The sequence below is a fragment of the Brevibacterium pigmentatum genome, assembly GCF_011617465.1.
GTDB classification, from domain to species: domain Bacteria; phylum Actinomycetota; class Actinomycetes; order Actinomycetales; family Brevibacteriaceae; genus Brevibacterium; species Brevibacterium pigmentatum.
In genome coordinates this window covers 3,414,564-3,435,805 of the sequence record NZ_CP050153.1, presented here as the reverse complement: position 1 = coordinate 3,435,805, position 21,242 = coordinate 3,414,564, and the positions used below count along the sequence as shown (strand labels likewise).

The window sequence follows — 21,242 nt, the reverse complement described above, 5'->3', positions numbered from 1 at the left end:
GGCGCGGGAAATTGGGACTTGCGCACTGGACACTCGACCCGATGAGAGGTACAGTTATGGCTACAGCAAAGGTCTACCAACTAGGAGGGATCTGGATGGAGCTTCGAGACCGCAAGAAGCTGGCTCGACTCATGATCGTCCAGGGCGTTTCCCAGCGCGAGCTCGCAAGAGCTGCCGGCTGGAAATCACACAGCTACGTGGCTCGACTCATCAAGGGCGAGGCGAAGACGCTTGAGACAACCCCGGCACTGCGCATCGCGCATTTTCTGCAGGTCGGGGTAGAGGATCTTTTTTTGACCCGAGTGGGCAAATCAGCGGGTCAATCGGATCAGACATCGGGACACTCGAAGAAGGAAGTCGCGTGATGACTAGCACCACGGAGCTCGCGGAATACCGCGGCGACACGTACCGAGACTTCGCGGTCATGCACGACCTCGACGCAAAGATGCTCAACCGTCAGGCCGAACGCGACAACGGCCGCGACCCGTACCCGTTCGAAGTCTCCGGCGACGCGCTCGCCCGCTACAAGGCAACGCACCCATGACTGACTCGACCGTGATGAAGCGCGTCCTCAAACCCGCCGAGGCTGCCGAGTACATCGGAGTACCAGCCAACACCCTCGCGTCGTGGCGATACCTCGACCGCGGCGACGGGGGAGGGCGTTCACCGAAGTGGATCAAGTCGCGTAACGGTGCGACGCAGAAGTGCATCGGGTACCGGCTCGAAGCTCTCGACGCGTGGCTCGAAGAGAGTGAATCAGCATGACCGACCACGCCGCTGCAGATCAGGGCCGGACTTGTTCAGCGAGGGTCATCGAGGGCCTTGAGAATTCGCGCATAGACAATCCGACGGATCGAAAAAAAGCTCAACACCAACCCGGATGCAAAGCCCACCGCGATGACGACCACTGACACCATATTCGTTTCATCGCCGGGGATGAAGAGCTCCGCGGCTCCTACACCAAGCGACAGCAATATGAGGCACATTCCCAATAGCTCTAGCGCGAACACGGTCCAGCGCCGGTCGAATGTCCCATATGGCAACGGAGCCAGACGCGACTCCACTGCGATGAACACCAACAGTGTTGCGAGCACTTGCAGAACACCTATGAGCGCAGATTCAGACATAACCACATCAAACCATGGCGGGCGGTTTCACCCCGCGAAGAATGTGAGGGCAACTTAATGGCTACCCGAATCGAGCATGCGACCGCTCGACCAGAAACCGAGGGCAACTTTGAGCCATTCCTCGACAGCGGCTCAGATTCCGGTGCTCGACCCGGTATACACGACCATCCGGGGGCGCTCGCCGGTAACGGTGATCAGCCGATGTTTGGCGAGGTCGCGGCGCATCGCGTCGAGAATCTTCCGCTCATCGGTCGTCGGCTCGCTTGCGTCTTCCACCGAGTGTTCAATCTGGACCGGCACCCCGTCCGTCACGAACAGGGAATGGTGATCGACCTGGTTGTCGAAACGGATCCGGAAAGGTTCGCGGAGCGTGTACGCCTCAGCCAGAACCCTTTCGAGAAGCTGCAGGAACCGGTCATCGAGTCCGATGGTGAACGCACCGTCACCAGTCCCATAACTGAATTTACCCATGAGAACTCCCCTATGAGTCACGGCGCACATTGTGCTTGTGCGCCTATAGCAACGACGGAAGAGGCTACTTCTGTCGTTGGGGACATCGTAGGGGACGGCACTGACGAAACTCCCGGGCGCCACCGTTCCCCGGTCGAGAAGTCAGATGCCACTGGTGCGGCCGCTCCGTCTCGGCGGCCGCACCCCAAACCATCCACCGAGTCAGGAAGTGATCAACGATGACCACACCCGCATCCCACCCCACCCCGATCAACGTCCGCCGGCAGGCAACGATCACCGACGCGGTCGGTGTAGCCGAACGACTCGCCACTGTCCTCCGCCAGTACCGGGGCGCTCAGAAGAACGGGTTCCCCATGTCTCGCCTCGCTGAGATCGAGGCGGTGCTCGAGCAGACCACGAACGCCGTCTTCGAAATGACCGGCGTCGAGCGTTCTGCACTGCTCAAGTCCGGTGCCGCCGCCGAAGAGGAAGTCCGCCTCCGCGTAGCCGCGGCATGGCCAGTGCCCCGTACCAGGAGCGAGCCGACTCTGCCGGTCTCTGCGGTGCTGCACTCCATCTCAGGCGAGGACTGCGACTGATGCCCAGCGCCGAGTTCCCCACCGAGCAGGAGCAGTCGCGCCTCGACGCACTGTTCAACATGAAGCTCGCCACGAAGCACCGCGTCAAAGCGCTCGCCGCCGAGGTCATGGCCGCTCCGGTCTCCTACGACATGGACCCAGACAACATCGATCCCGTCGCTGACACGCTCCTCAACATCTACGACGAGGCAGACGCGAACATCGCGGCGCTCCGGCTCATCACTGAGGACGAGGTCGTGTCGAAGATCCGGCAGAAGCCGACCCCATGAGCCGGGTGGGTCCCGGTGGAGGGGGAAGCCCCGGGGCCTGCTCGCAGCCATTGCAAATGAAGAAGCCCCCGCCGTGCAGGGCGAGGGCTAGAGACACCAGGAAGGTGATCAACCAATGTCTACCGACAACAATACCAGCGCAATCGCCGAACTCATCCCGGTCCGGGACCACGAAGGACAGCAGGTCGCCAGCGGTCGTGACCTCCATGCGTTCCTCGGCATGAGCTCGAACTACACAACCTGGTTCGACCGCATGGTTGGGTACGGCTTCGTCGAGGGCAAGGACTACATCACGCTCACCGGAGAGGTTTCTTCCAAAAATGGAAAGAACCTCGGCGGCCGCCCCAGCATCGACCACGCGGTGACGTTCGACATGGCGAAGGAACTCGGCATGATCCAGCGCACCCCGGAAGGCAAGCGGATCCGCGAGTACTTCATCGAGATTGAGAAGCAGACGCGCGAGCAGTCGACCGTGGCTGCGCTCCCGTCTCGCGCACAGCTCGCCCAGATGGTCCTCGACGCCGAGCGCGAGCTCGAAGCCGCGAAACTGCAGGCTGAGCTCGACGCTCCGAAGATCCGCTACCACGAGCGGTTCATCGCTGAGATGGATGACATCATCACGATCGAGTACTTCGCGTCTCACTGGGGCACCACAGGGCCGAAGGTTCGGCAGATGCTCAAGGACAAGAAGATCGCAGTGCGTCGGTGCATCGGCAAGAAGTGGGACAAGTCGAAGGGCTACATGGTCGACGAGTTCGAGTGGCGGCCCCGGCAGGGCACCCGCTACCAGGAGTGGTTCGTGGTGCGCCCCCAGCACAACGCGCCCAGGCATCACAACGGGCAGGTGCGGCAGACCATGTACCTCTTCTCGTTCCACTCCGAGGACCTGGCCGCGAAGCTCGGACTCACTCAGCCGGTCATGTTCGACGGCGGCGATGCGGCATGAGCGCACAGACGCGCGCCGAGGTGCGCCGGTTCCCGCGTGAGGTGTACTTCCTCCGCCGGCTGCTCTCCATCTACTTGCCGATGATCGTGATCGGCATGGCCGGCTACTTCTACTCGTACACGATCACTCTCACCGCGAACGGCCTCTCCGCCCTCACCATGCTGTGGGTCATTGGCTGGATCGGCATCGCCGCCAAGGACGGGAGCCGGTCATGAGATACCAGGTGAAGATCCGCCAGGAACAGCCGAAGTGGACGCGCGCCCCGCATTCGCGTCGGTTCTGGGAATTGTACGTCGTCAACCGGCACTCGAAGGTGTACGAGTACTACGCCTCGGTGTGGTCGTTCGAGGACGCGATCGAACTGTCATCTCGAGTGTGGATGCGATCGAACCACGTCAGCCCGCTCGAATTCCAGGAGGCGCCGTGCTGAACCATGCGTGCATCTGCATCAAGCCGGGCATCGTCGGACGTCACGACGGGCACTGCTGCCTATCCGGCGACATTCCCCGCGCCGCCGGTTACCCGCCGGCACCGGCGTGCCATGCCGACGAGTGGCGCGCTGAGTACGGCGCGAACCACCCGCCCCAGCAGCCCGAACTATTCGACGAGGTGACCTCATGAGCGAGTCAAGGTGCCCGCACGACTCCAACTACCAGGGGCCGACACTGTCGGACCGCCAGCTCGCTGAGATCTTCACAGCGTCCTATCGGCGCGGTCGCGCAATCAACGACGTTCAGGTCCACAGCGAAATGAGCCTTGGTTCCGGCGGAGCTCGCCCGGGGTGTGATGAGAATCCGTGTCTCATGTGGCAAGTGGTGAGAACTGGAATCGAGTACACGGTCGGCCACGGCGGCGTGAAGCGAGTCCTCAAGTGGTCAACGCTCGAGAAGATGGACGACGCCCAGCTCGATCTCTTCGAGGCGATGGGCTCATGACGAACACTCCAGGGCAGATCGACATCTTCGAGATGATCCGCAAGCCCGCCGACAACAAGGAACGGAAGGTCATCGACGCAGCGTCCGGCCAGACCGACCGGGTGATGTTGAAGTGGCCGACCGGCCTGTCCGAATGGTACGAGGACCACTCGACTGACTGGTGGTACGGCGAAGAAGAATGCATCGGATGCCGCCAAGTCGAGGCTCGCAAGGCCCTCACAATCGGCCACGGAGTCCAGTTCGACGAAGACGGCAACCAATACCTGCCCGGCGGCCCACGCATGGCCGAGCACGGCGTCTGCATGCTCATGTCGTTCGTCGCAATGCGAGCCGACATCGCCCAGAAACTAGCAGACAACGACCCCAGATACGACGCCTGGCGACGGCAATGCCACAAACACGATCACCCCACGAAACGGAAGAAGTGTCCACAGTCCCACTTCGCCGAGGAAGCCGAGCACAGCGCTCGCCTCGCCACGAAGGTGTGGGGATCGGACGCATGGCGACAGAGGGCCTGGGCATGACGATCCCGAAAGTCGTATCGACCCGAGACAAATGGGGACTCTGCACCTGCGGTGGCACTGCCGTCGCCTGCAAGGCCCTCACCCGAGATCGAGGCTACGGATGCTGCCCGAAATGCACGCACAAGGAGAAGACCGATGCCACTGCTTAAGAACTGTTCCCACAAGTACTGCGACCACCCCGTATTCCCCTGCCAAACCTGCGGAACCACACCACTGGCCTGCACGGCTGGGCAGAAGAACGGCCATGGCTGGTGCTGCTCCGACTGCCGGCACACACGCAAGAAGGAGACCACCGGTGATTCTGTCTCTGCTTGAGAAGCTCCTCATCCTTCCTGCTCACCTGTGGGTGTGGGTCATCACCCACAACATCATTCCCGCCTCGGTGTGGGACCGGCTCATGGTTTGGAGGACCCGCAAATGAGTCTCAGCCTCGCAATCTCACTTCTCACTGTCCTCGTCTCGGCTACCGCTGTGGTGATGGCGTTGCGTTTCCGCCGCGTGTACCGGCGGCAGGTGTTTGAGCTCGAGAAGGAACTGGCGGGCCGACGTTTGGCCGAGGAGCTGCGGCGTGCGTTCGTGGCCCGTCTCGCAGCACAGGCCGGCGCCGACCTTGTCGAACCGATCCGGGTCGAAGACATCAAGTACGGAGACAAGGTGTGCTGGCACCCGCACGACATGTCTGACCACAAGCACTACGTCGCCGGTTACGACGGCGACCCCGGCCCCTCCTCTGACGGTGTGCACGCCCGCCCGATCGTTCCGACAGGACTCTGATCATGGCCGGTTACAAGTATCGGGCGACTGACGCGAAGATCCGTGCAGCGGAGGAACTGATGCGTTCACGTGGCATCAACGATGTCCAGGCGGACGCGACGAAGCCAACACCAGTGATGGCGGCTCCGGCCCCGGCGTCGAAGAACGGTGACGTGTTCGAGGTCGTGAAGGAGACTCCGCGCCCGGTCCGTATGCCGCGCCGTGCCGGCACGGTCAGGGTGGCTGCCGCCAGCGCGGTGAAAGTGCTCGAGGAGTCCCCGGGTGAGTGGTTCCGTGTCGCGAAGCGTGGCACGAAGTCGAAGGCGTATTCGTACACGGCGACTCTCCGCACGGTCACTGACAAGCCGGTGCAGACTCGCATCGTCGATGAGGATGACGCGTTCATCGTCTACGCCCGCATCAAGGTGAAGGAGGCCAAGAAGTGACTGCATACAGGGTCACGACGATCACCGGGCAAGTCCTGACGATCGAAGCGGACAAGGTCGATTTTGGCCCCGGCCATGTCGTCTTTTCGGGTGTTGCTGACAGTCCATTCGAGCGGAACACCATCGTCCGCGCACTGCGCACCCCGTTCGTCACCGAGGTGACCGAGGGCAAGGAACCGTGATGCAACCCGGGCACGAGGACTGCACGCACGAGTCGATCGAGGACAAACGCCTCTGCGACCGAGAACCAAGTGTGTACGTCCGGTGCCTCCACGAACACAAGGACCCCATCGTCATCGGTGAGGACCTGCGCAGCCCGGAGACGGTCGGATGGCACTGCCACTGCTGCGGCCGAGTCTGGGTCGACGAAACCTATGTGAAAGGACCACGACCATGAGTGAGAAGAAGGTCCGGGACTTATCCCCGCATCAGAAGCAACTCATCGCCGCGAAGTACGCATACGTCGCAGGACTCATCGAATACGAAGATGCGACAGAAGACGACCTGCGCGAGCAGAGGCGAGAGCTGAAAGCGGAGTTTGAATCGCTGGTCAATGACATTCGAGCAACCGCATTGAGGGAGGCGCAAGCAATCTTCGAGAAGTCTGCCAGGGACGGATCACGAGCATGGGGCCCGGACATGGTGTCATGCGTCCTCGGCGCCCGAGCGGCGAAATTCGAGCAGGAGGCGATCAAGAAATGAGCAACGTGGACGTGAGGCTGTCGGGCAAGAACTGGTTTTGGCAGAAGATCCTCGGCGGCAGTCGCTGGAAGATCGAAATCTCCGCTGGCGATTGGAGCACCAAAGCCGAAGGCGAAACAGTCGAGGCGACCTGGAACGCGGCGCGGGAAATGGCCCGGATAATGCTGGGCGTAACCATCCAGGAAGAGTGCCCGTTCGACGCAAAGGGCAAGCACAGGAGCGACCAATGAGCGCCCAGGACAACCTGCCGTTCAGGTGCTCACGGTGCGGGGCATTCGTCGGTCAGGAGCGACTACAGGAAGCGGATGACTTCGGTCCAGCACCATGCAAACCATGCAAGCGAAAGGGGCATTGGCGATGAGTGACATCAAACCGGGCGACAAGGCTCGCATCAAGAAGACCGGCGAGGTGTTCACGGTAGACGACGTGAACCCGGACTGGTTCGCCGGACCTGAGTGCGATGAGTGCTACATCGAGGGATCGAGCGTCAGAGGATCAGTGACCATAGATCATCCTGACGAGATCGAGAAGGTGGACTGGACCGAGCCAAACCCGGAAGACCTGGCGAAAGCACTGTCCTCAGATCTGCACAAGTGGGGCGACGGCATAGAAGTCCACGAGACGAGCGATGAAGGCGACGGACTGATCGCTGTCCTCGCCCAATGGAACGGAGTCGAAGGCGGCTTCTATGTCCGATTCGGGCAGTGGCGAGAGGACATGCTGTGACTGACCTGGACAACCTGCGAGACAGAATCGCGGCGGCACTGTACTGCCACCGATATCCGCGAGAGCCGATGTGGGGAGCACTTGCCATGGCCCGAGGAAAGGGTATGGACGCGGAGCGTGGACAAACGAACTGCGTGCAGCGCATTTACGTGCCAATGGCCCAGGCAATCATCGACGAGTTTGGGTTGACCATGGAGGAATGCCCGTGCGTGTTCGACTGCAAGGAAACACGTGCCGTCGGGAAGTGGGAGAAGCAATGAACTGGGACGAGAAGGCTAAGAAGCATGCCGACGGCACAAAGCCCGAGGCCGACTGGGAAGTGGAACTGATCGGCGACCAGACGTGGGAGGTCGCAGTCATAGGCGGCGCGAACTGGCAGCGCGACCAGCTGCGCACCGACGAGGCAGTTGCGCGGCTAGCGGACTTCCTGCATGAAGACGAACGGCAAGAGACCGTCGAGGAGCACGAGGCATGGTGCCATGCCCCCGAATGTGAAGCACGCCTGTCATACAGCAAGTTCGCCCGCGCCGCCATTGACGCACTACTCGGGGAGGAACCGTGACCACGCGCAGCCCAGACTGCAGAGACGGCAACTGCCGCAAGTGCGACGGCCAAGCATGGGACGACACCACCGATGCGCTCGCCTCATGTGGCTGTACTTGCCACCTCGAACCCACCCACTGATCAACACCACCACAGGAGACAACCCGGATGCCTTGGCTCAGGACTGGCGACACCGCCGCTAACCACCCCGTCGTCCTCAGCGTCCTCGAAGACCAGAGGGTCGACGACCGGCTGGTCAACGAGGCATTCGGGTTCGTCCTCCGCTGCGCCTTGCAGTCCACAGCCCATCTCACCGACTACGTCATCAGCCACGGCACCGCCGTGCAGATGGCAGGCCATTCCCGGGCCGCTGAGCTGATCAGTGTCGCTATTGCCGCCGGCTACCTCACCGAGGTGGCTGACGGGGAAGGCCGACGCGCCTACAAGCTCATCGAGGACGACACCTTCATCCACATGCGAACGAGAGAGGAGATCGAATGGGAACGTCAACGCAAGCTCGACAACTCGAATCCTGCACTCACGATCCCCGTGCGCCTCCGCGACGGTGACGCGTGCCGCTACTGCGGACTCGTCGTCAACTTCCAAGGCGACCGGCGCGGCCAGAAAGCAGGAACGTACGACCATCTGGACAGGCAGGTGCAGTCACCAAAAGACATGGTGGTCGCCTGCGGCAGATGCAACGCGGCCCTGCTCGATGCGCCGCGGGCTCATCGTGAGAAGCAGATGATGCCCCCGCCGAAGAAGCCCTACTTCAAACCGAAGACGTTGGAGTGGTTGCGCACCCACGAGTACGTGACCACCCACAACATCGTCCTCCCCGACACGGCAGAAGCCGACGTGAGAGCCGGGCGTGTGCCGCCCGGCCGTGACGCCGGCACAGCAGCACAGAGGACACCTGAGAACCCTGCATCCCGGTCCGAGGGACAGCCCGCCACCCAGGCGGAGCGTGACCCCGCGGGAGACGTTCACCGGTCCGAGGGACCGCACGGCAACCCGTCGTGTGATGACCCCGCGGTGAACACAGTCTGGTCCGAGGGACTATCCGCCACCCAGGCGGAGTCAGACCCCGCAGACACCGGCTCTGGACCGAAGGGACCGCCCGACACCCACCAGTCGGAGTGTGACCCCGCAGAGCCACCAAGCAGGTTCCAGCAGGTTCCAGCAGGTCGTGTGCATCCAGGATCTGGATATGCCGGGTCGGGTCGGGACGGTAAGGGTTCGGTACGTGACGGTACGGGCAGGGCTGGGTCTGGACGGTCGGCGCCACCTGTTGCCCTTGTGAACTCTCCTGCTAGGAAGAAGCGGAAGAGGAGGAAGCGGTGAAGGTGCAGGATTATCGGGCTCTTCAAGCTAAGGCGATGTCGGAGAGACAGCTGCAGGATCAGATCCTGGCCCTGGCGAAACAGATGGGCTGGTTGAGCTTCCATGACTATGACTCGCGTCGGTCGACGCCGGGGTTCCCCGATCTGGTGTTGGTGCACCCGAAGCAGAAGCGTGTGATCTGGCGTGAGTTGAAGTCTGAGAAGGGTGTGACCTCGTCGGAGCAGAAGGTGTGGTTGTCCAGCCTGTTGCTCGTTGGTGAGGACGTTGATGTGTGGCGGCCCCGCGATTGGGTGAGTGGTCGTATCGAGAGAGAACTGAGAGGACGTTGACGATGTGGGATGCCCGTGATGTTCGGTCTGCCTCATTGCCGGACCTGGTGCGCATGTGTGCTCCGATCGTGCAGCAGTTGGAGGTGACGAAGCTGAGGCAGGATGCCACCACACCGCAGGGTGAGCGCCGGTCGTCGGATGCTGTGCCGATGGTGTTCCGCATTGGTGCCGCCGAGGTGGCTGATCGGATCACCGAGGTGCTCAGGTCGATGCTCGCTGCTTGGGTGTCAGAGCAGGAGCGGCCAGTGCATCGGATGCTGTCGGTGCCGCAGCTCGTGGCCAGCCTGGATCCGTTGCGTGACTGGGTGGTCAAGCATGCGCAGGCTGAGGAGTGGTATGACCGTCTGCTCGAGCAGTGCCTCAAGGCGTTGGAGCAGATCGACATTCCACCTGAGCGTGTGTTCGCTGGCGTGTGTCCGACAGGTGGTTGCGGTGTGGAGCTGTGGCCCATCATCGGGGAGGACGTGACGGTGTGCCCGAGGTGCCAGGCCCAGGTGGATGTGCGGGCACGGAGGCGTGAGGGGCTCCGGCGTATCGAGGCGTTCGAGGCACCACTGTCTCGTGTGGTCGACACACTGCGTGCGGCTGGTGAGCAGATCACCCATGAGCAGGCGAGGCAATGGGCAACGAGGAAGGACGTTCGTGGTCGAGTGCGATTGCGTTCAGTTGGTCAGGATCAACGTGGTTCGAGTCTGTATCGACTCGGTGATGTGCGCTCAGTGATGATGAGCATGACACGCCGTAAGACGCGCGCCTCTCGACATGCTTGACATTCGTCACGTAACATTCTCGTAGAGTCACCAGAGGTGGCGATGAAGGTCTGACGCGGTTCTCCGGTCAGGCCTTCTGTCATGTTCGGAGGCAGTCAGTGAAGAAGCTCTGCTCGGTGGCCGGCTGTCCGGTCCTGTTCGAGGGCACCAAGTCCCGGTGTCAGACCCATGAGCGCACCGCCGACCGTACTCGCGGCACGTCCCGCCAGCGGGGATATGACCGGGAGCATGAGGTCACCTTCCGTGCCAAGGTCCTCGCCCGCGATCGCATCTGCGTTATCTGCAAGCGCCGGCCGTCGAGGGACGCCGACCACTTCCCGCGTTCTCGCCGTGAGCTCGTGGCGGCAGGCCTCGACCCGAACGATCCGCAGTACGGTCGCGGCCTCTGCGGACCGTGTCACAAGAAGGAGACCGCCCGCCATCAGCCCGGTGGTTGGGCGGCAAGATGACTTGCTGGTTGCCGACCCCCAGGGGGTGCAACCGAACCTGTCTTTATAAAGTACCGCTGGGGAGGCCTCAGAGAACCAAAACGGGTTCAAAACTTTCCAAATTCCCAGGTCAGAACCGGTGCTGACTCGCTGATGACTGTCAGTGTTCGACCCTTCGATTTCATGCCTCGTGAGCGATTCGCGGGGCCTTTCTCATCCCGGCGCGATGCCGAGAAATGGAGTAGAACAATGGTCAGTGGAGGACCCCGAAACCGTTCCGGCCCAGCTACGAATCCGAAGTCTGGCCGCTCTGATCGTCGTGGGCTTGTGTTCAAGCAGCTCCCCGCCGAGGGGTACACCGGCAATCCGCCTGAGTTTCCGCTGCCGAAGATGGTCCGCACCTACGTCGAAGTCATCGACAAGGTCCGCACCGTCAAGCCGGACAACTCGGCGACGATCTCCCTGCGCCGCAGAGAGATGAAGATCTGGCGCGAGGTGTGGGCGCTCCCGCAGGGCAAGGCCTGGTCAGCGCCGCGATACCAGTGGCTGTGGCCGTCCATCGCCGAGTACTGCCGGCTCAAGGCTCTCGTCGAGAAGGCCCCAGACGCGAACGCCACTCTCGTCGCGCAGCTGCACCGCTACCGGGATCAGATCGGTCTCACGAATGCGGGAATGCGCGAGCTCGGATGGGACATTGCCGACGACGAGGTCGCCGACAAGAGAGCCGAGGCCGCGGCCGAGACCAAGGACAAGCCGACGTCATCGGCGCGAGACCGATTGAAGGCAGCTCGTGCCGGCTCCTGACCTGCTCCTGCCCACACCGCTTGAGATTGACTTCGACCCGAGGCACACTCTCGGGTTCCTCGGCACTGATTGGATCGAAGCTCACTGTCGTGTCCCAGGCGGCGTGTACGAGGGCGAGGCTCTGTCGTTCAACGGCTGGCAGCTGTACTGCACCGTCAACCACTACCGGATCAAGCCCACCGCGGTCGTCGACCGGCGCAGGCTGATCGCACCGTTCCATTACCGTCGCTCCATCGTCGTAGGGCCCCAGAAGTCGGGAAAAGCCCGTGGGGCGCCGGCATCCTGCTCCTCGAGGCTGTCGGACCGTCCCTTTTCGACGGGTGGGCGACAGCCGGCGACGTGTACCGGTGCGAGGACCACGGTTGTGGATGCGGCTGGGAATACGTCTATGAGCCTGGTGAGGCGAAGGGCAGGCCGAGGAGCAAAGCACTCCTAGGCCTGGTGGCGTTCGCTGAGTCCCAGACGTTGAACGTCTACGAACCGTTACAGACGATGATCCTATCCGGCCCTTTGCAGGAGTTCGTGTTCGTCCGTGAGGGATTCATCCGCCTCCCGAACCGCGGGAAGATCGTGCCACTGTCCTCGGCGGCGAAGTCGAAACTCGGCCAACCGCTCACCGGAGCGATCGGTGACGAGTCCGGCCTGTACACCGAGACGAACAAGATGCTCGACACCTGGGACACGATCAGCCGCGGCGTATTCGCCATGCAAGGCCGGACGATCGAGCTGACGAACCCGTGGGACCCGATGGAGAACTCCGCCGCGCAGCGCGGCTTCCAGTCCCGCCAGACCGACATCTTCCGCTACTACCGGAAACCCCCGGTCGAGCTGGACTACAAGAAGAAACGCGACCGAGCGAAGATCCACCACTACGTCTACTTCGACTCCCCATGGGTCGACACAACCTCGGCAGTGGACCCACAAGCGGACGAAATGGTCGAGACAGACCCCACCCAAGCCGAACGCTTCTACGGCAACCGACTCGTCCAAGGCCTCGGCTCCTACATGCTCGAAGCCCTGTGGGACGCCACCGAAGAAGTGGTCTCAGTCCCCGACGGTGCGAAGATCGCGATCGCGTTCGACGGCAGCCGATCGGGCGACTGGTCCGCACTCCGTGCCGAAACGATCGACGGACACCGGTTCACCCCGACCTACGGGCCCGACCGGCGCCCCACCTACTGGAACCCCGACGAGTGGGGTGGCCGCATCCCCCGCTCGGAAGTCACCTCAGCCGTCGACGAACTCATGGCCAGGTACAAGGTCAGCCGCTTCTACGTTGACCCCCGCCACTGGGAGACACAGGCCGACTCGTGGGCGTCGAACTACGGCGACGACGTCGTCATCCTGTGGCCGACGAACCAGATCAACCGCATGTTCGACGCACTCGTCCGGTTCCTCGAGGACACCACCGAGCTGCTGACCACCCACGACGACTGCGAGCAGACGAAGCTCAACGCGCTCGCCGCAAGGAAGGTCGCCAAGCCTGGTGACAAGTACATTCTCGGAAAACCGTCCGAGCACCAGAAGATCGACCTCCTCATGGCCGACATCCTCGCTCACGAGGCCGCTGCCGATTCCCGCGCCGCCGGCTGGGATGACATTGATAATCGCATGTTCGTATACCGCTGACCACACCCGAGGGAGGTGACCAATGGCTGCTCCTGCCACAGCGACGATCCTCTCGGATGAGGAGAAGGCCGTGTTCGCCGAACTCCGCAACGAACACGAGAAGCACCGGTCCGTCATGATCAAGATGGACCGCTACTACGAGGGCGTGCAGAGACTCGAGCACATCGGTCTCGCGGTGCCCCCGGAACTGCGCCGCTTCGAAACGGTCGTCAACCTCCCCAGAATCGCCGTCGACGAGGTCGAACGCCGCCTCGACGTGAAGTCCCTCATGCTCCCCGACGACCAGATCGCAAACGAGGACCTCCGCGTCGGCTGGGAGTACAACGACCTCGACGCCCAAGCCCCGCAGGCACACAAAGAAGCCATGATCTTCGGCCGGTCATTCGTCACCGTCGGAAGCAACGAGGAAGACCCCGACCAGCCGCTGATGACCGTCGAATCTCCGCGCCACATGTCGGTGAAGATCGACAACCGCCGCCGGCAGATGACCGCGGCCCTACGCCAGTACATCGACCCGGAACGCAAAACCGACTCCGCCACCCTGTACCTGCCGAATACCACCATCTGGCTCACACGAGACAACGGCAGCCGGTGGAACGTCACCGACCGAGATGACCACAACATCGGCCGCGTCCCCGTCGTCATGTTCCTCAACCGGCAACGCACAGGCTCATGGTTCGGCACCAGCGAAATGCACGACGTCCTGCCTCTCACCGACGCGATCGCTCGCTCCCTGACGAACCTGCAGATCGCCGCCGAAACACACTCCGTCCCCCAGAAGTACGTCCTCGGCATGACCAAGGGCGACTTCGTCGACAAGAACGGCGACCCGATACCCGTCTGGGAGTCCTACTTCTCCGGCATCTGGGCACACGCCAACAAGGACGCCAAGGTCGGCCAGTTCTCACCATCCGACCTCAAGAACTTCCACGACACCGTCAACCACTACATGGCGCTCGCCGCAGCGATCACCGGCCTGCCCGTCCGATACATGGGCCAGCAGACCGTGAACCCTGCCGCCGAGGGCGCTATCCGCGCCGACGAAGCCCGACTGGTGAAGAACACCGAACGCAAGCAGGTCAGCTTCGGTGCCTCCTGGGGATGGTCCATGTCGCTGCGCGAGCGTTTCCGAACCGGAGAGTTCCCTCGCAACGGCCGCATCCGCCTCGAATGGTACGACGCCGGCACCCCGACCATGGCACAACGTTCCGACTCCATCCAGAAGCTCTCCGGCGGTACCCCAATCCTTTCCCGCGAGGGCGCATGGGACGAGCTCGGCTGGTCCGAAGCACGCAAGGCACGCGAGCGTCAGTACTTCCTCGCACAGGAATCCGACCCGTACTTCCAACGGATCCAGGAGAAGGAGGAACTGAATGACCCTTCCATCCTCCGCGATCCAGTACAAGAGCCAGATCACGCGTGAGAATGCCGCAGCGCTCGCCTCGGTGAAGCGTCTGTGGTCTCGGGTGGGTCTCGACTTCGATGCCGGCTGGTCCAGGATCGGCCCGCAGGTGTTGCGGGTGATGCACCGTTCGCAGCTGTCGCTCGCCGAGGCGGCTGCCGAGTTCATCCCCACCGTGCTTGATGAGACCGGGCAGAACCCGGACCTCGCGGCCGAGGTAGTCCCTGAAGCGTTCGTCGGTATGAACGGTGACGGCCGGGACCTCGGCACAGCACTGTCCATGTCAACGATCGTGTCGAAGGCTGCGGTCGCCGAGGGCATGGCACCGCCTGCAGCTCTGGCGAAGGGCGGTCGGTGGCTGACCATGGCCGCCAGCACCGCGCTGTCGGACACCGGACGTGCCGCCGAGTCGGCCGCCACGGCCTCATCGTCTGCGACTGGGTTCGTTCGGATGCTCACGCCCCCGTCCTGCAGCCGGTGCGCGATCCTCGCGGGCCGCTGGTACCGGTGGAACGCCAGCTTTCAACGGCATCCGCGGTGCGACTGCAGAGGAATACCCGCCTCCGAGTCTGTCGCAGAGGATCTGACTGTTGACCCCTACGCCTATTTCGAGTCCCTGACTCCCGCCGAACAGGCGAAGCACTTCGGGAAGAACGAGGCCGAAGCAATCCGGGAAGGCGGCGACATCTTCCAGGTCGTCAACGCTCGCCGGGGCATGACCCGCTCGGGCATGTGGACGTCGGAGGGCACGACCCGCCGAGGCTACTTCCGGTGGGGTTCCGAGGCCGGCGGCCGCGGCACCCGTACTCGCCGTCTGTCCGTCCCCGAGATCATCCGCCGATCCGGCGGCGACAAGGCCACAACCCGCAGGTTGTTACGCCAGTACGGCTACATCACCGAGCAGGGGCAGATCCCCACCGGTGCAATCGCGTTCGGCCGCTGACCGAATCCATCACAGACCACCCCGTTTGCGCGAGGCACACGGGCGTTTGCCACGCGACGTGGCACCACCAAGGAGGAACCATGAAGCACTCTCGTGTGCTCACTGCCTACAACCCGTACACCACCGATCCATTCATCCGGTTCTTCGCCGCCCCCGCGGACACTGAGACACCGGGATCTGACTCTGGCGATCAGGGACAGAACGACGACCCAGCGGGACAGGCCCCGGCCGCCGGCCAGTCTGCCCCGAAGGAGACCGCTGAGGATGGGGAACTCGGTGAGGGCGGGAAGAAGGCGCTGCAGTCCGAGCGCGAAGCTCGCAAGCAGCTCGAACGAGAGCTCGCTGATCTTCGGTCCAAGAACAAAGAGTACGAGGACGCCTCGAAGTCAGCGGAGGAGAAGCAGGCGGAACGTCTCGCCGAGCTCGAGGAGTCGAGCACGAAGAACGCTCTGCGCGTCATGCAGTACGAAGTCGCCGCTGCCAAGGGCCTGCCCCTGTCTGCGGCAACCAGGCTGACCGGTGACACGCAGGAAGCTCTCGAAGCCGATGCCGACGAACTGATGAAGCTCCTCGCCCCATCTGCTCCTGCCACGCCGAAACCCGACCCGTCACAAGGTTCCGGGTCGACCAAACCCAAACCCAAGAATCTCGCTGATGCAGTGAACCTGCATTACAGCTGACCACTGAAAGGACACCGCCATGCCAGTTTCTCTCGCTGAAGCGAAGAACAACGCGGTCGAAGACTACGATCCTGCGGTGATCGACGAGTTCCGCAAGGAATCCGCGATCCTCGACAGCCTCATCTTCGACGACGCCGTCAACCCCGCCGGTGGCGGAGCAACCCTCACCTATGGGTACCGCCGCCTCAAGACCCAGGCCGACGCTGCCACTCGTGCACTCAACACTGAGTACACTCCCGGCAACGTGGAGACCTCGAAGCACTCGACCGAACTCGCCGTCCTCGGTGGTTCGTTCCAGGTTGACCGGGTCATCGCCTCCATCGGCCCGGCCGCATCCAACGCTGTCATGCTCAACATGCAGCAGAAGATCAAGGCCGCGGTCACCAAGTTCCAGGACCTCGTCATCAACGGCGACACCGCCACCGACGAGAACGGGTTCGACGGCCTCGACAAGGCCCTCACCGGATCGTCCACGGAACTCACCAGCACCGCCGACTGGACGGACTTCGACACCAACCCGCGAGCCGAACACAAGGCACTCGACCTCATCGACGAGTTCCTTGGTCTCCTCGACGGGACTCCCACCATCATCCTCGGCAACCGCCGCGCCCTGGCACGCCTCCGCGCAGCAGTCCGCCGAGCCGGTGAGTACGTGAAGAACCCCGTCGACGACCTCGTCGGAGCCGACGGCCGCCCCATCGTCCGTGAGACCTACGGCGGAATCCTCTTCGCAGACCCGGGCGCGAAGCCCGGCTCCACCGACCCGATCATCCCGATCGAGGCCGACGGCACCACCTCCCTGTACGCATACCGCGTCGGACTCGACGGATTCCACGGTGTCACCACCGTCGGCTCCCAGATGGTTCGCACCTGGATGCCGAACTTCGAGGAAGCCGGCGCCGTGAAGAAGGGTGAGGTCGAACTCGGACCCGCAGGTGTCGCGCTCAAGGCCACCAAGTCCGCAGCTGTACTCCGCGGCCTCAAGGTCCAGGGCGCCTGATGCGAGTCACGACTCCTGTCAAGAATTTCTCCGGCACCGTCGTGGGCGTTCAGTTCAACGACGGTGCCGGCGACACCAACGACCCGATCGCGATCGCCTACTTCGCCCGCCACGGCTACAACCTGACAGGCGAAGAGCACGAACCCGACAACGGCGACGTAGACACCCCGGAGACTCCTACCAGCGAGGCTTCCGGCGACGAAGAGCACACCGAGGACCCCGAAGAGGACACCCCAGCCGTGAAGCCGGCAGGCAACGCCTCGAAGCAGGCGTGGTACAAATACGCGCTCGCCAGCGGGTTCGACGCCGATGAGCTTGACGGTCTCGACCGCAACGAGCTGCGCGACCTCGTCGCCGACTGACCGAAGGGACTGGATGGTATGGCTTACGCGAATCTCAACGACGTGCAGACTCGCCTCGGGCGTCCGATCACGGACGCTGCAGAGGTCGCCCAGGTCAACGCGTGGATCAGTGACGTGGAGGCCACCATCCAGTCTCGGATCGAAGACCTTCCAGAACGTGTGACCTTGGATCCGGTGTATGCGGCACTGGTGAAGAAGATCGTCGCACAGATTGTCGGCCGGAAGGTCAAGAACCCAGACGGTAAGCAAAACGAACGCATCGACGACTATTCCTACGGTCTCGGGTCGGAAGCTGCGCGCGCGGACTTGAAGCCGACCGAAGACGAGTGGGAGGAACTCGCGCCCGGCAGCTCAGCCGGGTCCGAGGCGTTCACCATCCGGATGCCACTCACCCCTGGCTTCTCAGAGCGGTGGGTGTGGTGATGGACGCCGGAGCGTTGCTGGCCGGCCGTGCCCGAGCCGAGCAGATGATGAAGGACCAGTGCATCATCCGCCGCGTGGCCGGAGAGGTTACCGACCGGGAGACCGGGAAGGTGGTGCCGGCATACGTCGACGTCTACACCGGGCGGTGCAAGCTGCAGTCCTACGAAGGATACGAGCAGGAGAAGAACACTGCCGGGACCGCTCTGACGGTCCAGCGCATGTCTGTTCACCTGCCCGTCGGTGCGTACCGGATCAACGTGGGCGACTTTGTCGAGATCACCGACTCCCGCCTGGACCCATTGCTCGTGGGTCGGAAATTCCGCATCACGCAGGAGGCACCGTTCAAGACGTTCGCCACTGCTTACCGCGTGTTCGTCGACTACATCGCTGACTGAGGAGGAACACCATGCCGTTGGACACCTCAGAAACACAGAAGCTCCTCGACGCGATCAGCAAGTTCGACAACGATGTGCGTTCGCAAGCATCAGCCGTGCTGGCCAAAGGCGCTGTCGAGATCAAGAAAAATCTGCAGACCGAAGCCAGGAAATCAAAGCACTTCGGCCAGGTCGCCAAGTCGATCAGCTACGAAACGACCCGGCGCCGCGACACCACCGAGATCGAGATCGGCCCCGACAAGGAACGCGCCTACGCCGGCGGTCGCCCCGGCCGCCCAAACAAGCCAGGACCGATCGCGAACATCGCCTACTTCGGCGGCGCGAACGGTGGCGGCGGATCTCTCGACTTCGACGAACCAGTCGAACGTGAACTCACCGTCATCGACGAGCACTTGAAGAAGCTCGGAGACGCACTGTGAGCAGCATCCTCGCCCTCTCTGACGCAATAGAGCAGCTGTTCCCCACCGGAACACTGTTCGAGGCTGTGAAGCCGAACGAGAACGGCCAGTACGTCGAGGACGCGCTTCCCTGGACAGTCGCACGCATTCAAATCCCGAACACCCTCTCGCGTTCCCTCGCTGGCACCCGCCACGCCCAACGCGTCCGCATCAGCGTCACCATCGCTGGCATCACGTTCACCTCGGTGCGCGTAGTCGCCGACAAACTCGACCCGCTCCTCGAAGGCGCTCGCCCGATCGCGGACGGGTGGTCGGTGTCGCCGCTGCGTCGCCTCAACGTCCGCGACATCGTCGAGGACGACTCGATCACTCTGACTTCGGCGAACCGACACCCGGTCTACACCGTTGTCGAGTGGGAACTCTCGGCCGCCAGAGCCTGATTCCGACCACACCCACAAGGCCTCACCAATCGGTGGGGCCTTTCGCATACCCGGAGGCGCTCATGCCCTATTTCGTCCGCGTGAAGGACAAATCGACTGGCCACCAGTTCGACGTGCCCGAGACCGATCCCCGGATCGGGAAGATCTTCACCTTGGTCAACTCCGACCGTTACCCGCGCGCTCGCAATCCGCGACCGCCGAAACATCACGTCCCTGCCCGTCCGGCTCCCGCCGTCGAGCAGGGTCCGTCTGAAACCACCGAGGTGGAAGACGCCCCGGCCAAGGCAACCGCTGAGGCCCATGCAATCCCTGAGTCGATGCCGGCTCGGGCCAACTCAAGAAAGTGAGGCCATGTCATGGCTGAAATTCCATCGACGCCGGCAGACGGCAACTTCAAGGTCGTCTGGGTCCCGGCTATCGCGGACACGAAGGCTCCGACCGTCGCTGAGCTCGAAGCTGCTGGTGCACTCGACATCAGCTGCTACCTGACTGGTGACGGCTGGAACCCCACGAAGGAGCAGGCGACGATCCCGGATCCGCGTCTGTGCTCCCGCCAGGAGTTCGGTCGCCCCGGCCGGAAGACTCCGGGCCTGTCGATCACCGTCATCGACAACACCAACTCGGAGAACGCCACGGACTCCAACGAGGCCGTCGAAACGATCGTCGAGGGAGCCTCCGGCTACTTCGTCGAGCGCATCGGCGTCGCCTACGAGGAACCGTTCGCGGCCGATCAGAAGGTGTCCATCTACCCGGCCACGGCTGGTGAGAAGCAGGTGCTGGCACCTGAGGCGAACTCGGTCACCCGGTCCACGATTCCGCAGTTCATCTTCGCGGACGTGCAGACCGACGTGGCTCTGGCTGCCTGACGCATCCCCGACCCCTGGCTCCGCGTGGCTCATTCTCCTGTCCACGCGGGGCCAGGCTCCACCCCACCCATCACAGGAGAAAACAGGAGAAGAGAATCATGTCGAAGTTTGGTACCACTCGCCCCACCTCAGTTGTCGAACTCGTCACCAACCTCGGTCTGCTCGCTGAGCACCAGGCTGCCAGTGACGAGCTCGCCCACCTCAATCGCACCCAGTCTGCGGCTGACCGGATGAACAACCCGTACTCGAAGGAGATCCGCGCCGCGGCGAAGAAGGTGCAGGACATCGAGAAGCAGATGGAAGACTCCACCGTCTGCATCAAGCTGCAGGCCCTCAAACGCACTGAGTATGCCGAGATCACTGCGAAGCACCCGCCTCGTGAGGACAACGACGTCGATGCGGCGCTCGGCTTCAACACGGACACGTTCGGTGAAGAGGTCATCCCGAGGTCGATCGTCGCCGCTTGGTGGAAGAACTCCAAGGAGAAGATCGACTTCACCGGCGATGACTGGGAAGCCGAGTCCGCTGAGATCACGGACGCCCAGTACGCGGACTTCTCCACCGCGGTGCTCAACCTGAATCAGAGGGCCACGTCGGTCCCTTTTTCACAGAGCGCCTCCGCCGTGAGCCGGAGCTAAGAGCCGAGGTCGAAGCTGCTGAACGCCTCGGCGTCAGCGTCAAACGCTTCAACGGCTGGGAGCCGACCATCACCTACGTCTACGACGACGATGGTCGGCTCGTCTCGTCCCAGGCCGAACCCGAGTGGGACGAAGCGCAACGTAACTGGATGCTCTCTCTCGCCGAGTACCGGGCGGGTATCTGCCCGATCTGCGGGTATCCGAAGGAGATCTGCCAAGCAGCGGAGAACGCGAACCGGTTCGTAGCGAACCCACCGTCGAGGTGCCATGCCACGACCGCGCTCAAGCAGTTCCAGAAGGACAACGAGTACGAGCATCCGGAAGCGCTCGTGTGGTCCGCATCCATCAAACCCCGACCGTCGTAACCACTG

Annotated in this window: 41 protein-coding genes; 39 read left to right on the top strand and 2 right to left on the bottom strand. The window is 62.9% G+C overall.

Annotation, left to right across the window (positions count from 1 at the left end; genetic code table 11):
• Window positions 1–95: 95 nt before the first annotated feature.
• The 3 genes from GUY30_RS15690 to GUY30_RS15680 are packed head-to-tail and all read left to right on the top strand — an operon-like array spanning window position 96 to window position 765.
• Window positions 96–365: a helix-turn-helix transcriptional regulator gene (locus GUY30_RS15690; RefSeq protein WP_208091440.1), complete on the top strand. Its 270-nt coding sequence runs from the start codon at window positions 96–98 to the stop codon at window positions 363–365.
• A complete protein-coding gene (locus GUY30_RS15685) occupies window positions 365–544 on the top strand; it encodes a hypothetical protein (RefSeq protein ID WP_167199593.1) in 180 nt (59 codons plus the stop codon). Before GUY30_RS15690 ends, GUY30_RS15685 begins: the two co-directional genes overlap by 1 nt.
• The gene (locus GUY30_RS15680; protein ID WP_167199590.1) at window positions 541–765 is read left to right on the top strand and encodes a hypothetical protein; all 225 of its coding nucleotides are present in this window, start codon (window positions 541–543) and stop codon (window positions 763–765) included. Before GUY30_RS15685 ends, GUY30_RS15680 begins: the two co-directional genes overlap by 4 nt.
• 35 nt (window positions 766–800) lie before the next feature.
• Here GUY30_RS15680 and GUY30_RS15675 read toward each other — a convergent pair whose 3' ends face one another.
• Both GUY30_RS15675 and GUY30_RS15670 read right to left on the bottom strand, forming a co-directional pair.
• Window positions 801–1,127 carry a hypothetical protein gene (locus tag GUY30_RS15675; RefSeq protein WP_167199587.1) on the bottom strand — a complete coding sequence of 109 codons (327 nt, stop codon included), beginning with the start codon at window positions 1,125–1,127 and terminating at the stop codon, window positions 801–803.
• Window positions 1,128–1,259: 132 nt separating this feature from the next.
• Window positions 1,260–1,598: a hypothetical protein gene (locus GUY30_RS15670; protein WP_167199584.1), complete on the bottom strand. Its 339-nt coding sequence runs from the start codon at window positions 1,596–1,598 to the stop codon at window positions 1,260–1,262.
• Window positions 1,599–1,816: 218 nt separating this feature from the next.
• Between GUY30_RS15670 and GUY30_RS15665 the strand changes: the two genes are divergently transcribed.
• The 36 genes from GUY30_RS15665 (at window position 1,817) to GUY30_RS15495 (ending at window position 21,236) form a co-directional block, all read left to right on the top strand.
• Complete coding sequence (locus GUY30_RS15665; protein ID WP_167199581.1) at window positions 1,817–2,176, top strand: hypothetical protein; 360 nt, start codon at window positions 1,817–1,819, stop codon at window positions 2,174–2,176.
• Window positions 2,176–2,445, top strand: coding sequence for a hypothetical protein (locus GUY30_RS15660; protein WP_167199579.1), 270 nt, complete (start codon window positions 2,176–2,178; stop codon window positions 2,443–2,445). Before GUY30_RS15665 ends, GUY30_RS15660 begins: the two co-directional genes overlap by 1 nt.
• Before the next feature lie 115 nt (window positions 2,446–2,560).
• Window positions 2,561–3,391 carry an antA/AntB antirepressor family protein gene (locus tag GUY30_RS15655; RefSeq protein ID WP_167199576.1) on the top strand — a complete coding sequence of 277 codons (831 nt, stop codon included), beginning with the start codon at window positions 2,561–2,563 and terminating at the stop codon, window positions 3,389–3,391.
• The gene (locus tag GUY30_RS15650; RefSeq protein WP_167199573.1) at window positions 3,388–3,606 is read left to right on the top strand and encodes a hypothetical protein; all 219 of its coding nucleotides are present in this window, start codon (window positions 3,388–3,390) and stop codon (window positions 3,604–3,606) included. Before GUY30_RS15655 ends, GUY30_RS15650 begins: the two co-directional genes overlap by 4 nt.
• Window positions 3,603–3,821, top strand: coding sequence for a hypothetical protein (locus GUY30_RS15645; RefSeq protein WP_167199570.1), 219 nt, complete (start codon window positions 3,603–3,605; stop codon window positions 3,819–3,821). The genes GUY30_RS15650 and GUY30_RS15645 overlap by 4 nt, the downstream gene beginning before the upstream one ends.
• Window positions 3,815–4,012, top strand: coding sequence for a hypothetical protein (locus tag GUY30_RS15640; protein ID WP_167199567.1), 198 nt, complete (start codon window positions 3,815–3,817; stop codon window positions 4,010–4,012). The genes GUY30_RS15645 and GUY30_RS15640 overlap by 7 nt, the downstream gene beginning before the upstream one ends.
• Window positions 4,013–4,322: 310 nt before the next feature.
• Entirely contained in the window at window positions 4,323–4,850 is a 528-nt protein-coding gene (locus GUY30_RS15635; protein ID WP_167199563.1) for a hypothetical protein, read from the top strand.
• Between the two features lie 295 nt (window positions 4,851–5,145).
• Complete coding sequence (locus tag GUY30_RS18065; protein WP_266096030.1) at window positions 5,146–5,271, top strand: hypothetical protein; 126 nt, start codon at window positions 5,146–5,148, stop codon at window positions 5,269–5,271.
• Window positions 5,268–5,624: a hypothetical protein gene (locus GUY30_RS15630; protein ID WP_167199560.1), complete on the top strand. Its 357-nt coding sequence runs from the start codon at window positions 5,268–5,270 to the stop codon at window positions 5,622–5,624. Before GUY30_RS18065 ends, GUY30_RS15630 begins: the two co-directional genes overlap by 4 nt.
• A 2-nt stretch (window positions 5,625–5,626) precedes the next feature.
• Entirely contained in the window at window positions 5,627–6,049 is a 423-nt protein-coding gene (locus GUY30_RS15625) for a hypothetical protein (RefSeq protein ID WP_167199557.1), read from the top strand.
• The gene (locus GUY30_RS15620) at window positions 6,046–6,231 is read left to right on the top strand and encodes a hypothetical protein (RefSeq protein ID WP_167199554.1); all 186 of its coding nucleotides are present in this window, start codon (window positions 6,046–6,048) and stop codon (window positions 6,229–6,231) included. The genes GUY30_RS15625 and GUY30_RS15620 overlap by 4 nt, the downstream gene beginning before the upstream one ends.
• Window positions 6,231–6,446 carry a hypothetical protein gene (locus GUY30_RS15615; RefSeq protein ID WP_167199552.1) on the top strand — a complete coding sequence of 72 codons (216 nt, stop codon included), beginning with the start codon at window positions 6,231–6,233 and terminating at the stop codon, window positions 6,444–6,446. Before GUY30_RS15620 ends, GUY30_RS15615 begins: the two co-directional genes overlap by 1 nt.
• A complete protein-coding gene (locus GUY30_RS15610; protein ID WP_167199549.1) occupies window positions 6,443–6,751 on the top strand; it encodes a hypothetical protein in 309 nt (102 codons plus the stop codon). Before GUY30_RS15615 ends, GUY30_RS15610 begins: the two co-directional genes overlap by 4 nt.
• A complete protein-coding gene (locus tag GUY30_RS15605; protein WP_167199546.1) occupies window positions 6,748–6,981 on the top strand; it encodes a hypothetical protein in 234 nt (77 codons plus the stop codon). The genes GUY30_RS15610 and GUY30_RS15605 overlap by 4 nt, the downstream gene beginning before the upstream one ends.
• A gap of 127 nt (window positions 6,982–7,108) precedes the next feature.
• A complete protein-coding gene (locus GUY30_RS15600) occupies window positions 7,109–7,477 on the top strand; it encodes a hypothetical protein (RefSeq protein ID WP_167199543.1) in 369 nt (122 codons plus the stop codon).
• Window positions 7,474–7,737: a hypothetical protein gene (locus GUY30_RS15595; protein WP_167199541.1), complete on the top strand. Its 264-nt coding sequence runs from the start codon at window positions 7,474–7,476 to the stop codon at window positions 7,735–7,737. Before GUY30_RS15600 ends, GUY30_RS15595 begins: the two co-directional genes overlap by 4 nt.
• On the top strand, window positions 7,734–8,039 hold the full coding sequence (locus tag GUY30_RS15590) for a hypothetical protein (protein ID WP_167199538.1): 306 nt from the start codon (window positions 7,734–7,736) through the stop codon (window positions 8,037–8,039). The genes GUY30_RS15595 and GUY30_RS15590 overlap by 4 nt, the downstream gene beginning before the upstream one ends.
• Window positions 8,040–8,188: 149 nt before the next feature.
• The gene (locus tag GUY30_RS15585) at window positions 8,189–9,364 is read left to right on the top strand and encodes a hypothetical protein (RefSeq protein WP_167199535.1); all 1,176 of its coding nucleotides are present in this window, start codon (window positions 8,189–8,191) and stop codon (window positions 9,362–9,364) included.
• Entirely contained in the window at window positions 9,361–9,693 is a 333-nt protein-coding gene (locus GUY30_RS15580) for a VRR-NUC domain-containing protein (RefSeq protein ID WP_228281451.1), read from the top strand. The genes GUY30_RS15585 and GUY30_RS15580 overlap by 4 nt, the downstream gene beginning before the upstream one ends.
• A gap of 2 nt (window positions 9,694–9,695) precedes the next feature.
• The gene (locus GUY30_RS15575; protein WP_167199532.1) at window positions 9,696–10,463 is read left to right on the top strand and encodes a hypothetical protein; all 768 of its coding nucleotides are present in this window, start codon (window positions 9,696–9,698) and stop codon (window positions 10,461–10,463) included.
• Between the two features lie 98 nt (window positions 10,464–10,561).
• Window positions 10,562–10,912 carry a holin gene (locus GUY30_RS15570; protein WP_167193016.1) on the top strand — a complete coding sequence of 117 codons (351 nt, stop codon included), beginning with the start codon at window positions 10,562–10,564 and terminating at the stop codon, window positions 10,910–10,912.
• A gap of 306 nt (window positions 10,913–11,218) precedes the next feature.
• A complete protein-coding gene (locus GUY30_RS15565) occupies window positions 11,219–11,695 on the top strand; it encodes a hypothetical protein (RefSeq protein ID WP_208091439.1) in 477 nt (158 codons plus the stop codon).
• Between the two features lie 522 nt (window positions 11,696–12,217).
• Entirely contained in the window at window positions 12,218–13,324 is a 1,107-nt protein-coding gene (locus GUY30_RS17985; protein WP_228281450.1) for a hypothetical protein, read from the top strand.
• A gap of 22 nt (window positions 13,325–13,346) precedes the next feature.
• Window positions 13,347–14,747 carry a phage portal protein gene (locus GUY30_RS15555; protein ID WP_167199526.1) on the top strand — a complete coding sequence of 467 codons (1,401 nt, stop codon included), beginning with the start codon at window positions 13,347–13,349 and terminating at the stop codon, window positions 14,745–14,747.
• Entirely contained in the window at window positions 14,698–15,669 is a 972-nt protein-coding gene (locus tag GUY30_RS15550; RefSeq protein WP_167199523.1) for a hypothetical protein, read from the top strand. The genes GUY30_RS15555 and GUY30_RS15550 overlap by 50 nt, the downstream gene beginning before the upstream one ends.
• Window positions 15,670–15,749: 80 nt before the next feature.
• Entirely contained in the window at window positions 15,750–16,349 is a 600-nt protein-coding gene (locus GUY30_RS15545; protein WP_167199520.1) for a hypothetical protein, read from the top strand.
• A 19-nt stretch (window positions 16,350–16,368) separates the two neighbouring features.
• Window positions 16,369–17,349, top strand: coding sequence for a major capsid protein (locus GUY30_RS15540; protein WP_167199517.1), 981 nt, complete (start codon window positions 16,369–16,371; stop codon window positions 17,347–17,349).
• On the top strand, window positions 17,349–17,711 hold the full coding sequence (locus tag GUY30_RS15535) for a hypothetical protein (RefSeq protein ID WP_167199515.1): 363 nt from the start codon (window positions 17,349–17,351) through the stop codon (window positions 17,709–17,711). Before GUY30_RS15540 ends, GUY30_RS15535 begins: the two co-directional genes overlap by 1 nt.
• Before the next feature lie 18 nt (window positions 17,712–17,729).
• On the top strand, window positions 17,730–18,134 hold the full coding sequence (locus GUY30_RS15530) for a Gp19/Gp15/Gp42 family protein (RefSeq protein WP_167199512.1): 405 nt from the start codon (window positions 17,730–17,732) through the stop codon (window positions 18,132–18,134).
• Window positions 18,134–18,529: a DUF6093 family protein gene (locus tag GUY30_RS15525; RefSeq protein ID WP_167199509.1), complete on the top strand. Its 396-nt coding sequence runs from the start codon at window positions 18,134–18,136 to the stop codon at window positions 18,527–18,529. The genes GUY30_RS15530 and GUY30_RS15525 overlap by 1 nt, the downstream gene beginning before the upstream one ends.
• Window positions 18,530–18,540: 11 nt before the next feature.
• The gene (locus GUY30_RS15520; protein WP_167199506.1) at window positions 18,541–18,948 is read left to right on the top strand and encodes an HK97 gp10 family phage protein; all 408 of its coding nucleotides are present in this window, start codon (window positions 18,541–18,543) and stop codon (window positions 18,946–18,948) included.
• The gene (locus tag GUY30_RS15515; RefSeq protein WP_167199503.1) at window positions 18,945–19,367 is read left to right on the top strand and encodes a hypothetical protein; all 423 of its coding nucleotides are present in this window, start codon (window positions 18,945–18,947) and stop codon (window positions 19,365–19,367) included. Before GUY30_RS15520 ends, GUY30_RS15515 begins: the two co-directional genes overlap by 4 nt.
• Window positions 19,368–19,429: 62 nt before the next feature.
• Complete coding sequence (locus GUY30_RS15510; RefSeq protein ID WP_167193015.1) at window positions 19,430–19,714, top strand: hypothetical protein; 285 nt, start codon at window positions 19,430–19,432, stop codon at window positions 19,712–19,714.
• Between the two features lie 9 nt (window positions 19,715–19,723).
• Window positions 19,724–20,233 (top strand): phage tail tube protein, encoded by a 510-nt coding sequence (locus GUY30_RS15505; RefSeq protein ID WP_167199500.1) that lies wholly within the window; start codon window positions 19,724–19,726, stop codon window positions 20,231–20,233.
• A 98-nt stretch (window positions 20,234–20,331) separates the two neighbouring features.
• Window positions 20,332–20,871 (top strand): hypothetical protein, encoded by a 540-nt coding sequence (locus tag GUY30_RS15500; RefSeq protein WP_167199496.1) that lies wholly within the window; start codon window positions 20,332–20,334, stop codon window positions 20,869–20,871.
• 149 nt (window positions 20,872–21,020) lie between these two features.
• A complete protein-coding gene (locus GUY30_RS15495; protein ID WP_167199493.1) occupies window positions 21,021–21,236 on the top strand; it encodes a hypothetical protein in 216 nt (71 codons plus the stop codon).
• Window positions 21,237–21,242 lie beyond the last annotated feature (6 nt).